The organism is Arthrobacter sp. G119Y2 (assembly GCF_038069765.1).
GTDB lineage: Bacteria > Actinomycetota > Actinomycetes > Actinomycetales > Micrococcaceae > Arthrobacter_B.
Genome location: NZ_JBBPFS010000003.1, coordinates 271,708 through 285,778, shown reverse-complemented (window position 1 = coordinate 285,778; position 14,071 = coordinate 271,708). Strand labels below are relative to the sequence as shown.

Below are 14,071 nucleotides of genomic sequence, written 5' to 3'. Positions count from 1 at the left end.
TTACCGGCTGAACGGAAGGCGGTGCAGCCGCCGGCCCAGCTGTTCGGTGCGTTCGCGCTGCCGGGAGAGCGACACATAGTCGCGGTCCCGGCGTTCGGCGGTGACGGCGCAGAGGAAATCTTCGGGAAAGGTGCCGGCCGGCGGCTGCGGGGAGACATAGGCCGAAACTTCAGTTGCCAGTTCGGCGGCCAGCGTACTGCGTGACTGCGGCGAGAGCCGGGCGCTCTGGGTCAGGAAGCGCGAGACCCGGCGGGACAGCGCATCCGGCAGCCGGCCCAGGTCTGCCAGTCCCGCCCACGTGCGCAGCGACGGCGGCACGACGACCTGCGGGAGCGGCGGCGCGGAAATGCGTTCCCGCAGTGAATAGGTCCCGGCCATCAGGTCGCCGATGCGCTTGGACTTCTCATTGAACATCGCCACCACAAAAGCCAGCGATCCGAAGGTCAGGTAGATCTCGAGGACGGCTGTCATGCCGCGGATCAAACAGTGGCGGAAGCGCACCGCACCGCCGTCGTCGCGCACAATCCGCAGGCCCATGGCCAGGCGCCCCAGGGACTTGCCGCGGGTCAGGGTTTCCACCGCCACCGGCGCGGCGATCATGACCAGGACAACGATCGCCAGGATGAGGGCGGTGCCGAGCGCAGGATCCACGGATTGCCCGAGGGTCCTCCCGAAAAGCACCAGCAGTCCGAAAAGCACCACGAGCTGGGCGGCGACGTCGATGATGGAACTCAGGGCGCGTGCCGCGAACGAGGCCGGGCGCAGCTCAAGGACAACGGCTTCTCCGGTGACGATCGAACTCACACGTACTCCTCGCAGCGGCAATTCGTGGTGGGAACTCCACTGTACCCAGCGTTAGGGTGTAGTCGTGGATATGGATGCCTTCAGCGCAGTGCACGCTCCGGACTGGCAGCGCCTGGACGAACTTTCAGCGCGCCGCCGGCTCAGCGGCGAGGAGGCTGACGAGCTGCTGCGGCTGTACCGGCGCACCTCCGCCCATCTGTCCACCATCCGGTCGGTGGCCCCCGAAGGTGCCCTGTCCGCGGCTCTGTCCATGCGGCTCTCCCGTGCCAGGACCCGTTTCACCGGCGCCCGCTCGAACTTCCTCGAGGACCTGGTGTCCTTCTTCGTGATTGCCCTTCCGGCGGGCTTTTACCGGCTCCGCTGGTTGACCCTTGTCGTGGGAGCAGCCTTTATCCTCACGGCCTGGCTCGCCGGCATGTGGGCGGCGTCCACGCCCGGAGTCATCTCCGCGGCGCTTGGATCGGATGCGCAGGTCCGGGAATACGTGGAGCGGGACTTCGCTGCCTACTACTCCGAGAACCCCGCCGCCTCTTTTGCGGGCCAGGTGTGGACCAACAATGCCTGGATCGCACTTCAGTCCGTTGCCTTCGGGATCACCGGGATCTGGGGGCCGTATGTCCTTTACCAGAATGCCCTGAACGTGGGGATAGCAGGCGGAACGATGGCCGCCTACGGTGAGTTGGACGTCTTCTTCAGCTACATCCTGCCGCACGGCCTCATGGAGCTGACGGCCGTGTTCATAGCCGTGGCTGCCGGACTGCGGATCTTCTGGGCGTGGGTGGCGCCGGGCCGGCAAACCCGGTCAACCGCCGTCGCCGCCGAGGGCCGGTCGCTGTTCACCGTGGCGCTGGGCCTGGTGATCGTGCTGTTCCTGTCCGGTCTCGTGGAGGGTTTTGTCACCCCCTCGCCGCTGCCCACCTGGCTGCGGATGACGATCGGTGCGGCGCTCTTCGGCGCCTACTGGGCCTACACGCTGGTCCTGGGCGGGCGGGCCTACCGGGAGGGGCACCGCGGCGACCTGTCCCGGCGCGACAGCGGGGATGCGCTGCGGACTGCGTGAACCGAACCGACTGCGGAAGCCCTCCGGCGGCAGCCGCAGGAGGCGACAAAAGCATAACGGTCGGGTGGACACTGCAGCCGGTTCGGGGTGGCTGCCGATTCCCGCTGCGCTCTCCCGGTAGGGTCGAAGGAGGATGGAGCCCGAAAGCCCACCGGAATCCGCAAAAAGGCCGTACTGACAGGCCAGGGAAGTGAAAGAGGAAGTAGTGGCAAGCCAGGACGATACCCCCCAGCAAAAACCGACGCCCGAAGGCTCCGCAGATACCGGCCGGGAACGGACCGAATCGGGCAGCGGAGACGGCCTTAGCGACGCCAGCGAAACCATCGTCAGCGGTGACCACGCTGCAGGAACCGGTGCTGAAGCCCCGGCGGCTGCAGGAACGGGTGTTGCAGGAACGGACGCGTCAACGGCCGAAGCGGCGGCCGGGAACACCAAGAGCGGCCCCGCCGACGACGGTCTGGACCACGACGACTGGGACGCTGCCTTTGCCGATGCCACAGGAACACCGGCCGACGCTGCAGTTGTCGGCGCCGAGACCCGCGGCAGTGCCGCGGGGGCCGACGGCGACGTCGTTCCGGGAGGACATCCCTCCCTGGCCCAGCGCAGCAGCCTGCCCATGCGCCGTGCCAGCACCATGCCCAACCTGAGCGGTTACGCGGATCTGTCGGAGGAGGAGCTGAAGCAGGCGGGAGACATCAACGCCACCCTGCCTCCGTCCGGCAGTCATGCAGCCGGCGGCTCCGGAACAGCAGGGACTTCCGCTGCTGCCGCAGCTGCTCCCGAGGCTGCAAGCTCCGAGTCCGCAGCTTCGGACACCGCAGCCACCGGGACCGCAACTGCTGACGCAACTGCTGGCGCAACTGCTGGCGCAACGCCGCTCGCCGCTGCCGGCGCCGGAGCGCTTGCCGGCTCCGCTGCGGCTGCGTCCGGTGCATCGGCGGCCGCACCTCAAACCGCCCGGATCAGCACGTCCGCCGGCGCATCGCCGTCGTCGGCTGCCGACACCGGGAAGGGAACCGGGGACGCGGACCCGTCCGGTGCCCTGCCCGGCGAGGACACGCCGGTCCACCGGGATGCCGATGACGAGATCTCCGAGGAGGAAGCCCGCCGACGGACCGAGGAACGGGAACGGGCCGGGGCGGCAAAACCTGTCCTGGCACGCATCCTGCAGGTGATGATTGCGGTGTTCTTCCCGGTGATGCTGCTCGCGGCAGCCATCCGCGCCGTCGCGACCCCCGTCTTCCTCTGGATCGAGTACCACCGGCCGGGGTTCCCGGCGGACAGCTACGGCTTCTCCACCGACGACCGGATGACCTACGGTTCCTACGCCGTGGATTACCTGTTGAACTTCGCCGGCGCCCGCTACCTTGGCGACCTAGTCACCACCGGCGGAGAGCCGCTGTACCTGGAGAGCGAAGTCAGCCACATGGCTGATGTGAAGACCGTCCTGACCATCGCGTTTGTCTCGGCGCTGGCCATGGCCGTGCTGAGCCTGCTCGCCTGCGTGTATCTGGCCAAGCGCAGCCCCGGAGGAATCCGCCGTGCGCTGTTCTCCGGTGCGGTGCTGACCCTGGTGCTGGTGGGCGCCCTGATCGTGACCGCGGTCCTGGGCTGGGAGAGTTTCTTCACCCAGGTGCACACGATCTTCTTCGCCAACGGCAACTGGACGTTCCGGATGGATGACACCCTGATCCGGCTCTTCCCGGCCCAGTTCTGGATGGATGCCGGAATCGCCATTGCCGCTCTCGTGCTGCTGACCTGCCTTATCGTCCTGGTCTGCGCCTGGCCTACGAAGGCCCGGAGGGAGCGCGCCCGCAGCAAGCAGGAAGCGGCCCGCCGCCGCTACCTCGACTCGCTGGAAGCTGTCTAACCGGAGGCGGTCCGCCGCACCCGGCGCCGACAAAAAGAAACTGCACGTCTCCGTCCGGAGGCGTGCAGTTTCTTTTTCTGGCCAAAAGGCCGTGAGGCTACTTCGTGTAAAGCTTCTCCACTTCGGCGGAGTAGTCGGCGATCACTGCGTTGCGGCGCAGCTTCAGCGTTGCCGTCAGGTGGCCGGACTCCAGGGAGAAGTCCTGCGGCAGCACCGTGAACTTACGGATCTGCTCAGCCTGGGAGACCGTGGCGTTCGCCGCGTCCACCGCTTCCTGCAGGGAAGCGCGGACCAGAGGATCATCCGCGGCCGTCTTCGCGGTCACCGCTGAGCCGTTTTCGCGGGCCCATGCCGCCAGGGTCTCGTCGTCGAGCGTCAGCAGGGCGGTCACAAACGGCCGACCCTCGCCGACGACGATCGCCTGGGACACCAGGCGGTGCTCCCGGATCTTCTCTTCCAGCGGTCCGGGGGCGATGTTCTTGCCCCCGGCCGTCACCAGGATGTCCTTTTTCCGGCCCGTGATCGACAGGAAACCGTCCTCGTCCAGGGACCCCATGTCCCCGGAATGGAACCATTCACCGGTGAAGGCGGCAGCGTTGGCTTCGGGGTTGTTGTGATAACCCTTGAAGACACCGGCGCCGCTGATCAGCACCTCGCCGTCGTCGGCAATCCGGATGGCGGTTCCGGGCAGGGCCAGGCCCACCGAACCGGCACGGGAGAGCGGAACGGTGTTCACGGTGGCCGGCGCCGTCGTCTCGGTCAGGCCGTACCCCTCCAGCACCATCACGCCGGCGCCGCGGAAGAAGTGCGAGAGCTGCGGGCTCAGCGCGGACGCGCCGCTGATGGCGTAGGTCAGCTTGCCGCCGAACACGTTGCGGACCTTCGGATACAGCATCTTGTCGAAGAGCTTGTGCCGCAGCTTCAGCGCCACGGACGGGCCCCTGCCTCCGCGGGAGGCGGCGTCAACGGCGGTGGAGTACGCCACTGCGGTTTCCGCGGCTGCTGCAAACAGCTTGCCCTTGCCGGCCGCCTCGGCGGACTGCTGCGCCCCGGCGTAGATCTTCTCGAAAATCCGGGGAACGGCGAGCAGGAACGTGGGCTGGAAGGACTTCAAGTCGCCCATCAGGTCCGCGGCGCTGCCGGAATGGCCAACGCGCACGCCCGCAGCCAGGCAGCCAACCTGCACGGCACGGGCCAGCACATGCGCCAGCGGCAGGAACATCAGCGTGCTGACGTCCTTTTCCTTGAGCATTTCCGGCAGGAACTCAACAATGTTGACCCCAAAGAGGGCAAAGTTGCCGTGCGTGATTTCGCAGCCCTTGGGACGGCCCGTGGTTCCGGAGGTGTAGACCATGGAGGCCACGGACTCCAGCCCGGCTGTGGTGCGTGCGGCTTCCAGCCGGTCATCGTCGACGGCGGAACCGGCGGCGGCCAGTTCGCTGAAGGCGCCCTCGGCGTCGTCGTTGTTCATCAGCCACAGCTGGACGTCAAGGTCGCCGGCGGCAGCGGCAGCGGAGGCAACCGCGGCTTTGCGGGCATCTTCGACAAACACATGGGCGGCGCCGGAGTCTTCAAGGATCCACTCCACCTGCGAGGGGGAGGACGTCTCGTAGATGGGCACGGTGACGGCGCCGGCGAACCATACGGCCAGGTCCACCAGGGTCCACTCGTAACGGGTCTTGGACATGACGGCCACGCTGTCGCCGGGGCGGACGCCGCGCGCAATCAGGCCCTTGGCCAGCTCGCTGACAGAGGCCAGGAAGTCATTGGCGGTCACGTCTTTCCATCCGCCGTCGCTCTTCAGTGAGAACAGGGGATGGTTGGGGGTCTTCGCATGCAGTCCCACCAGGATGTCGGTGATGTTCGACTCCGCGGGGAGATGGACCAGTAAATCAGTGGCGGATTCGCGCACCGTTGGCCTCTCTTTCTGTGCCTGCGCACATGGGTAATGAGACTAAATCCAGCTGGGCATCCACATACGCAGCCGCCAGTCAGAATACGGGATAGTTTCGGCCGTCCAGACCGGCAGGAAGAATGCGCTCACCAGAACGGCTGCCAGCAGGAACACGGCGACCGCCGCGGTACCGGCCCGGCGGCGGGGGAGGGGATTGGTTTTCCGGCCCAGGACCAGCCCCAGCACCCAGGTCAGGGACAGGATCAGGAACGGCTCGAAGGACACCGCGTAGAAGAAGAACGTGGTGCGCTCCGGATACGCGAACCACGGAAGGTAGCCGGCGGCAATGCCGGCAAGCACCGCTCCGGCACGCCAGTCGCGGCGGCCGATCCAGCAGAACAGGAGGACCAGCAGGGAGAGCGCAGCCGCCCACCAGATCAGGGGGTTTCCCACCACGGAGACGGCCGTGCTGCACGAGTCGGCGGTGCACCCGTCAACACCCAGCGTCGCCGATTCGTAGAAGAACGACGTCGGGCGGCCCATGAAGAGCCAGCTCCAGGCGCTGGATTCGTACGTGTGTTCAGAGCTGAGGCCGTTGTGGAAGCTGTAGGCGCTGCGGTGGTATTCAGCCAGGGACCGCAGCCAGTCGGGCAGCCAGCCCCAGGTTTGCGACGGGTTGTCCTGCGCCCAGTTGCGGCCGTAGGCGTCGGAGGACCGAAGCCAGCCGGTCCATGAGGCGAGGTAGGCCAGCGCCGCGGCCGGAATGATCGTGAAGAAGGCGGGCACTCCGTCCTTGAGCAGCCCCGCGGCGGGCCAGGAGCGGATGCCGGCCACCCGGCGTGCTCCCACGTCCCAGAGCACCGTCATCAGGCCGAAAACCGCAACAAAGGCCAGGGCCGACCACTTGGTGCCGACAGCCAGGCCCAGGCAGATGCCCGCGGCCAGCCGCCAGGGCCGCCACAGCAGCCACGGACCGTACAGCAGGGCTCCCGCCGGCGGCGGTCCTCCGCGTGCCCCGGCGGAGAGCTTGCGCGCCAGCCGGCGCCGTCCGTCGTCGCGGTCCAGCAGCAGAGCACCGAAAGCGGCCACGATCCAGAAGGTCAGGAAGACATCCAGCAGCGACGTGCGCGAATGCACCAGATGGTGTCCGTCGACGGCCAGCAGCAGTCCGGCGATCCCGCCGAGCAGCGGCGAACGGAAGAGCCGGACGGCAATGAGGCCCACCAGCAGGACGGTCAGGGTGCCGGTGAGCGCGGCACCGAAACGCCAGCCAAAACTGTTGTCCGCGCCGAAGACCGCCATCCCCGCAGCGATCATCCACTTCCCCACGGGAGGGTGAACCACGTACTCGGGAGTGTCCAGCAGGATGTCCGGGATGCCGGCGTTGAACGAGGCGTTGGCGTCTTCGGGCCACTCACGCTCGTAGCCGGAGACCAGATACGAATAGGCATCCTTGACGTAGTAGGTCTCGTCGAAGACCAGGGAACGCGGTTCCCCCAGCCGGACAAAACGCAGCACCCCGCCGACGACGGCGGCCATCAGGGGCAGGAGCCAGCCCCAGAGGCCAAGGGAAAACGTGGTGCCCGGTGCCCATCCCAGCAGGCGGTTCCGCAGCGCGGTGAAGCGGTACGCCTCACGGGGGTCCTGGACAAGCGGCGCCGGGCCGGGGGCTGGGGTCTCGCTCACGGTCAGACTCACGCGCTCCACTCTATAGCTGCCGCCGGGCGTTCCGTTCCCCCAACTCGCGTAGGGTTAGATGGTGAATTCCAGCAAGAAGAGCACCGGGCCCGGCACCACCAAGAACACGCAGAACGACGGCGGCGCAACCGCTGCCGCCGGTACGTCGGCCGGCGGCGCTTCAGGCACCCCGGCCGGTCCCGCAGCGGCGGGGCAGATCGTGCTGGCGGCCACTCCGATCGGCAACATGGGGGATGCGACCAACCGGCTGATCGGCCTGCTGGAGACTGCCGACGTCATTGCCGCCGAAGACACCCGCCGGCTCCACCGGCTCGTTTCCGCGCTGAAGATCACCACCACCGGACGGATCATCAGCTATCACGAGCACAACGAAGCGACCCGCACCGCGGATCTGCTCGACATGGTGCGGGGCGGCGCCACCCTGCTGATGGTGACCGACGCCGGCATGCCCGCCGTGTCCGATCCCGGCTTCCGGCTGGTCGAGGCTGCCGCGAAGGAAGGGCTGACCGTCACTGCGGCACCCGGGCCTTCCGCCGTGCTCACCGCCCTGGCGCTGTCCGGGCTGCCCACCGACCGGTTCTGCTTTGAGGGGTTCCTGCCCCGGAAGGCCGGGGAACGCAGCGCCCGGCTGCAGGACCTGGCTTCGGAACAGCGCACCATGGTGTTCTTCGAAGCACCGCACCGGCTGGAACCGATGCTGCGCGCACTGGACGCGGCGTTCGGCGGCGACCGCCGTGCCGCCGTCGCCCGCGAACTGACCAAGCTGCACGAACAGGTGCTGCGGGGTCCGCTGCGCGAACTGCTCGAATGGGCCGAAACGTCCGAGATCCGCGGGGAAATCGCCGTCGTGGTCGCCGGAGCCGGGGAATCGGCTCCCGAGCTGCCCGAAGACCACGTTGCTGCGGTGAACGGCCTGATCAGCCAGGGCGCGCGGCTCAAGGATGCCGTCGCCACCGTGGCCGAGGACGCCCGGATCAGCAAGCGCGAGCTGTACTCCGCGGTTCTGGCTGCCCGCAGCTGACCTGCCTGCCGGGCACCTACTCCCCGCGAACTGGCAGTAAGTGTCCTTCCCAGCGCTGAGAGACGCAGTTTCTGCCATCTCGCGAAGGGGGCAGGCGTTGGCCAAGTGCACAGTCAAGCCGTCACGTCATGGTGCACTTCTGTCTTTACAGTCGGAACGGCACGCGCATACGGTGAGTCCAGATGACGGGCAACGCGCCCGGGCAACCACTGTCGAATTTGGAGGCATCCCCATGGGTATTACTGCTGACCGAGAAGCCGCACTGCTGGCTCAGGTTCCCACCGGACTGTTGATCAACGGCGAGTGGCGGGAAGCAGCCGGCGGAAAGACCTTCGACGTCGAAGATCCCGCCACCGGAAAAGTTCTGCTGAGCATTGCTGATGCCAGCGCCGAAGACGGTGCCCTGGCAATGGATGCCGCTGCCGCCGCGCAGGACTCCTGGGCTAAGACGGCGCCGCGGGAACGCGGGGAAATCCTGCGCCGGGCCTTTGAGCTGGTGACGGAGCGGGCCGAGGACTTTGCACTGCTGATGACCCTTGAGATGGGCAAGCCGCTGGCCGAAGCCCGCGGCGAGGTCACCTACGGCGCCGAATTCCTGCGCTGGTTCTCCGAGGAAGCCGTCCGCATCTCCGGCCGCTACGGCATGTCCCCGGACGGCAAGTCCCGCCTGATGGTGAACAAGAAGCCGGTGGGCCCGTGCCTCCTGATCACGCCGTGGAACTTCCCGCTGGCCATGGCCACGCGCAAGATTGCCCCCGCGGTTGCCGCCGGCTGCACCATGGTGCTCAAGCCCGCGAAGCTCACTCCGCTGACCTCCCAGCTTTTCGCCGCCGTGATGGTCGAGGCAGGTCTGCCCGCCGGTGTCCTGAACGTTGTTTCAACCACCTCGGCCGGCGATGTGACCGGGCCGATCATGCAGGATGAGCGCCTGCGCAAGGTTTCCTTCACCGGCTCCACCCCTGTGGGCCAGAGCCTGATCCGTGACGCCGCGGACCGGGTTCTGCGCACGTCGATGGAGCTCGGGGGCAACGCGCCGTTTGTCGTCTTCGAGGACGCCGACGTCGACAAGGCCGTGGCCGGTGCAATGGCCGCCAAGCTGCGGAACATGGGTGAGGCCTGCACCGCTGCGAACCGGTTCATCGTGCACGAATCGGTGGTGGATGAATTTGCGGAGAAGTTCGCTGCCAAGGTCGGTGCCATGACCACGGCCCGCGGTACCGAAGACGAGTCCAAGATCGGCCCGCTGATTGACGCGAAGAGCCGCGACAAGGTGCACTCGCTGGTTACTGACGCGGTCGACGGCGGTGCCTCGGCTGTGGTGGGCGGCTCTCCGGTGGACGGACCGGGCTACTTCTACCAGCCGACAGTGCTCAAGAACGTCGCCGCGGATGCCCGGATCCTCAAGGAGGAAATCTTCGGTCCCGTGGCACCGATCGTCACCTTCGCCACTGAGGACGAAGCCGTCGCCCTGGCCAACAACACCGAATACGGACTGGTGGCCTACGTCTTCACGGAGGACCTGAACCGCGGCCTCCGCATCGGCGAGAAGCTGGAAACCGGCATGCTCGGGCTGAACGCCGGTGTCGTGTCCAATGCGGCAGCACCGTTCGGCGGCGTCAAGCAGTCCGGCTTGGGCCGCGAAGGCGGAGCCGAGGGCATCGAAGAGTACCTTTACACGCAGTACGTTGGCATCGCCGACCCGTCAGACGGCTAACGGCCCTTCCGACGGCTAACGGCCCTTCCGACGGCTAGGCCGGCCGACGGCTGAGCCGCCCGGGTCGACTGCCGGCAAGCCCGGGGATCAGCGCATCCCCGGGCTTGCCGCTTAGCGGCGGAACCTGGACGCCAGGGACGCCGGGAAATAGCGTGCCCGGAGCCGGGACGCCCATGGCGCCGACTCGGCCAGGCCGTCCTGCACCGCGGTGACATCGCCCCAAAGCCGGCCCGCCCGGTCAGCCGGTGCGCTGCCTGAACCAAGCCCTGAGGCGGAATGAGACCCGGAATCAGACCCGGAGACGCCGCGGACAGCGGTCCCCGGCGCCGCGTAAACCTCCTCTTCGTAGGCTTCACGCAGCCGCTGAAGCGCGAGCGCAGGACCGTCCGCCAGCCGGGCGTCGTCCGCGAGGCGCAGGGCATAGGCCCGGGGAGACTCTGACTTTGCCGGCACGTGCCCGTAATCCACGCCGGAGTCCGAGGCTTCGTCCCAGGCCAGCGCTGCCGGACCGGAAGACGGCCGGTCAGGACTGCCGGGACTGCCCGGGCGGTCAGGTGGGTCGGAACCGGCAACGCCTTGTTTCCGGAGGATGCGGCGGCGGCGGCGGAGCGCCCAGGGGCTCAACAGCGCGGCGGCTGCAGTGAGGACGGCCAGTCCGACAGCCGCGGTTTTCCCCGCCCCGGTTTCAGCCGGTTCCACCGGAGCCGCGGCCGAGGGGGGAGGCGGAGTCACCGCGGGTTGCGGAACCGTCTGCGGCAGCGGCCAGTCCAGGGTGAGGTCATCCTGCGGGCCCTGGGTTTCCAGGATGTCGGGACGGGGCTGCAGCGCGTACGAGGGGACCGATCCCCGGGACGGAGTCGGCTCGAACCGGACCCAGCCCATGCCTTCAAAGTAGAGTTCCGGCCACGCGTGCGCGTCCCGTGAGTCCACTTCATACTCTCTCAGTTCCTGTCCGCGCATATTCTGCACGGTGTTTCCGGTGGACCGCCCCGGCGCGAAGCCGAGCGCCATCCGGCTGGGGATGCCTGCCTCGCGTGCCATCACGGCCATCGCCGCGGCGTAGTGCACGCAGTAGCCGGCTTTTTCCTCCAGGAAACGGTCCAGGACGTCCATGCCGTTTCCGTCGTAGCCGCCCTCCACCGGTGCCTCGAGCGAATAGGTGAAGTCCTGGCCTCGCAGGTAAGACTGGATGGCCATGGCCTGTTCGTACGGACTGTCCGCCCGTGCCGTGGCGGTGCTTGTCGCTTCCCGGATGCTTTCGGGCAGGTTCTCCGGCAGGTCCGTGAAAACCGGGTCGACGGCGCCTTCCGCCGCGGGGCCCAGCACCTGCAGGGAGTCGGCGGAGATCGTCTGGGAAGCGCTTTGGACCTCATAATCCAGCCGCGTCATTCCGTTGTTCTCCTCGGAGATGACGGTCATGGTTTTCGGGTCCCAGCTGAATCGTCCGGCAGCCCCGCTGACCTGCGTCGGAGCATAAGGCGCCAGGAGCCAGGGACTGGCATAGGTTTCCGACCGGACCCGGGTGGTGACCGTGGACGTGCCCTCGGCGGGTTCGTCCCCTTCCTCCGGAGCCATGTCCTGCAGACCGGCCCGGCGGGTGTCGGGCCGCAGGTCCGGACCCCAGCGCTGGCCGGAAAAATCTTCCAGCGTTGTGGAGCGCAGATAGACGGCCTGCCGGGAATCCGTGGCGTAGCGGATCCGGCCCGACGCCGAGGGCTGGCGAAGATCGTTGCCCAGAGCGACTACCGGGTTCAGGCCGGACTGGCCGGTCCAGATGTTCAGCCGCGATCCCTGCGGAAACGTGCCCTGATTGAATCCCGGGAGGACTGCGGGCAGGACCAGCGCGGCGACGAGCGCCGCGGAACCGATCGCGGCGGCTATGCCCATTTGCCGGGCCGGGGGACGGCGGGCGGCAGACGGGCTGCGCGGACGTTCCTGCCAGGAGCCGGTGGCCAGGATCAGCAGGTATCCGGCACTGGCCAGGATGAAGGGGAACACTCCGATGCTGTCCGGCTTCAGGACCGCCGGAACGGTGAGCAGCGCCAGCAGCCCGAGGCCGCTCGCTGCCGGCATCCGCAGTGTGGTGGCCAGGGTGTCGACGAGCAGGGTGATGAGACCGGTGCCCAGGCACGCGATGAAAACAATCCCCGGGTCCGCCAGCACCGGAGGCACCTGGTTCATGATCGTGACCTGCGCCTCGCTGATCAGCTGCCCGCTGCGCTCCAGTGTGGCTCCGGTGGGCAGCAGGCCCAGCAGAGCCGTGGACGCGGCGAACAGCCAGGTCAGGGCCACGACAAGGGCGGCCAGGCCGACGGCGGGGATCAGGGCGGTGGGGACACGGAACCGGCGGGCAGCGGCCATTGCGGAGACCACGGCGCCGGCGGTGAGGACCAGCGGCGGAAACCAGGCCCAGCCGTCGAAGACGCCGTGCAGGCTGAAGCTGCAGAGCAGGACCGCAACAGCGCTGGTTCCTGCGGATGCCCAGTCCCACGGCGGCCGGAAGCGGGACGCCTGCGGGGGAGCGGCGGATCCCTCGGCGTCGGGACGGGTCAACGTGGCGGTCATGGGCGGTCCTCGCGGGTGATCGATGCAGGAACAGGCAGGACGGCGGGAGCTCCGAAAGCAGCCCAGATGCGGGCGACGTCGGATTCGGGTGTGGCCGCTTCGGCGTCCCACCCGCCGGCGCGCAGGACGGCCAGCGCCGGCGCGGCCTCCTGCAGCCGGTCCACCACCAGAATCGCGCAGGCCCGGCTCGCATAGTCGGCGGCCGGTGCCAGCCGGTGGGCTTCTTCCGCGGACAAGCGTCCCAGTACGGCGACCAGGGGGCCGCGGCGGCGCTGTGCCAGTGAGTCCAGGAGCGCATCCCCGAAGGCCCGCCCGTCGGCTGCCGACTGGTCACCGCCGGCTGCCCGGCCGCCGGGAACGCCCCTGCCGCCGCCGGTCCCGGCGTCGTCGCCGGGGCCTCGCGGACGGTCGGGCGGCCCGGATTCCAGTCCCAGCGCCGCCAGCCCGTCAGCAATGTCCTGGAGGCCGCCGGGTCCGTTGAACGTGCGCTGCCGGGGATCCGGCGCGGAGGGTGACCGGGCCAGGCCGGGGCGGGCAAAGACATCCAGCAAATGCAGCGAATATCCGTTCTCGACCAGGTGCGCGGCGGCCGAGACCGCAGCCGTCACGGCCCATTCAAAGGACTCCGAGGTGGACAGGCCGTTCCCGCCTGCCGGCTCCATCCACAGGCTCGACCCCACGCCGCCCGTGTGCGAGCCCTCCCGCGCGTCGATCAGCAGTGTGGCCCCCGGGGAGGTGACCGGCTCTTCCTGCCGGACCATAAGCTCACCGTGCCGTGCAGTGGCGGCCCAGTGGACCCGGCGCATGGGATCCCCGGAGCGGTATTCCCGCGTGGACACGTCGTCCTCGCTGGGGTTGCCGCGGCGCGGGCTGGAGACCGATCCCTCAGTGCCGTGCGGACCGCCCAGCAGCGTGCGGGGCAGGAGCCGGGGCGCCGGAGACACCACCAGGGAATCGGCGGCACCGAGCGTGTGCCGGCGCCGGGAGAGTCCAAAAAGGTCCTGGAATTCCGCGGTCACGGGACCGATCGGAAAGAGCCCGCGGCGGGTGGAGCGGAGCTGGTATTCGTAGGTGCTGGCGCCGTCCGGGCCGGGAAAGCGTGCCGGGAACCGGAAGACCGGGCTTTCGCCGAACCGCAGGGGCAGTCCTTCGCGCATGGTGGCGCTCTCCCGGACCGGCCGCGGCGTGTGCAGGGACAGCAGCACCGTCACGGGAACCCCCGTTTCCACTGTCGAAGAGCTGAAGGTGCGCTCGACGTCGAACACCGGCTTGACCAGGCGCAGCGCCAGGGCGGACACCAGCGGCAGCGCGAGGAGGAACACTGCGAGGACAAGCACGTCCCGGCGGCCCATGACCTGGGCCATCACGAGCGCGGCCACGCCGGCCAGGACCAGTCCCCAGCCGCGGGGCGTGAGGAGCCGGGTTATCGCTGAATCCATGGAGCC

The 14,071-nt window shown here is 68.3% G+C and carries 9 protein-coding genes; 4 read left to right on the top strand and 5 right to left on the bottom strand.

Annotated elements, in window-relative coordinates; genetic code table 11:
• Nucleotides 1-804: an RDD family protein gene (locus tag WKB88_RS07810; RefSeq protein ID WP_341393972.1), complete on the bottom strand. Its 804-nt coding sequence runs from the start codon at nt 802-804 to the stop codon at nt 1-3.
• A gap of 64 nt (nt 805-868) precedes the next feature.
• Between WKB88_RS07810 and WKB88_RS07805 the strand changes: the two genes are divergently transcribed.
• Both WKB88_RS07805 and WKB88_RS07800 read left to right on the top strand, forming a co-directional pair.
• Nucleotides 869-1,864 (top strand): stage II sporulation protein M, encoded by a 996-nt coding sequence (locus tag WKB88_RS07805; protein WP_341393971.1) that lies wholly within the window; start codon nt 869-871, stop codon nt 1,862-1,864.
• 205 nt (nt 1,865-2,069) lie between these two features.
• Complete coding sequence (locus tag WKB88_RS07800; RefSeq protein WP_341393970.1) at nt 2,070-3,734, top strand: TIGR01906 family membrane protein; 1,665 nt, start codon at nt 2,070-2,072, stop codon at nt 3,732-3,734.
• A gap of 97 nt (nt 3,735-3,831) precedes the next feature.
• Here the strand turns inward: WKB88_RS07800 and WKB88_RS07795 are convergent, their stop codons facing one another.
• Both WKB88_RS07795 and WKB88_RS07790 read right to left on the bottom strand, forming a co-directional pair.
• On the bottom strand, nt 3,832-5,646 hold the full coding sequence (locus WKB88_RS07795; protein ID WP_341393969.1) for an AMP-dependent synthetase/ligase: 1,815 nt from the start codon (nt 5,644-5,646) through the stop codon (nt 3,832-3,834).
• A gap of 42 nt (nt 5,647-5,688) precedes the next feature.
• The gene (locus tag WKB88_RS07790) at nt 5,689-7,326 is read right to left on the bottom strand and encodes a dolichyl-phosphate-mannose--protein mannosyltransferase (RefSeq protein WP_341393968.1); all 1,638 of its coding nucleotides are present in this window, start codon (nt 7,324-7,326) and stop codon (nt 5,689-5,691) included.
• Nucleotides 7,327-7,522: 196 nt separating this feature from the next.
• On the opposite strand from WKB88_RS07790, the gene rsmI reads away from it, so the two are divergent.
• Nucleotides 7,523-8,347, top strand: coding sequence for a 16S rRNA (cytidine(1402)-2'-O)-methyltransferase (gene rsmI / locus WKB88_RS07785; protein WP_341394244.1), 825 nt, complete (start codon nt 7,523-7,525; stop codon nt 8,345-8,347).
• A gap of 232 nt (nt 8,348-8,579) precedes the next feature.
• Nucleotides 8,580-10,061, top strand: a complete 1,482-nt coding sequence (locus tag WKB88_RS07780) for an NAD-dependent succinate-semialdehyde dehydrogenase (protein WP_341393967.1) — start codon at nt 8,580-8,582, stop codon at nt 10,059-10,061.
• A gap of 111 nt (nt 10,062-10,172) precedes the next feature.
• On the opposite strand, the gene WKB88_RS07775 is transcribed toward WKB88_RS07780, so the two are convergent.
• Together WKB88_RS07775 and WKB88_RS07770 are read right to left on the bottom strand one after the other, a co-directional pair.
• Nucleotides 10,173-12,626, bottom strand: a complete 2,454-nt coding sequence (locus WKB88_RS07775; protein WP_341393966.1) for a transglutaminase family protein — start codon at nt 12,624-12,626, stop codon at nt 10,173-10,175.
• A complete protein-coding gene (locus tag WKB88_RS07770; protein ID WP_341393965.1) occupies nt 12,623-14,065 on the bottom strand; it encodes a DUF58 domain-containing protein in 1,443 nt (480 codons plus the stop codon). The genes WKB88_RS07775 and WKB88_RS07770 overlap by 4 nt, the downstream gene beginning before the upstream one ends.
• Between the last annotated feature and the right edge of the window lie 6 nt (nt 14,066-14,071).

Coding starts and splice junctions, on each gene's coding strand:
- WKB88_RS07775 (WP_341393966.1), bottom strand. CDS start 12,626: ATGACCGCCACGTTGACCCGTCCCGACGCCGAGGGATCCGCCGCTCCC.
- WKB88_RS07780 (WP_341393967.1), top strand. CDS start 8,580: ATGGGTATTACTGCTGACCGAGAAGCCGCACTGCTGGCTCAGGTTCCC.
- WKB88_RS07770 (WP_341393965.1), bottom strand. CDS start 14,065: ATGGATTCAGCGATAACCCGGCTCCTCACGCCCCGCGGCTGGGGACTG.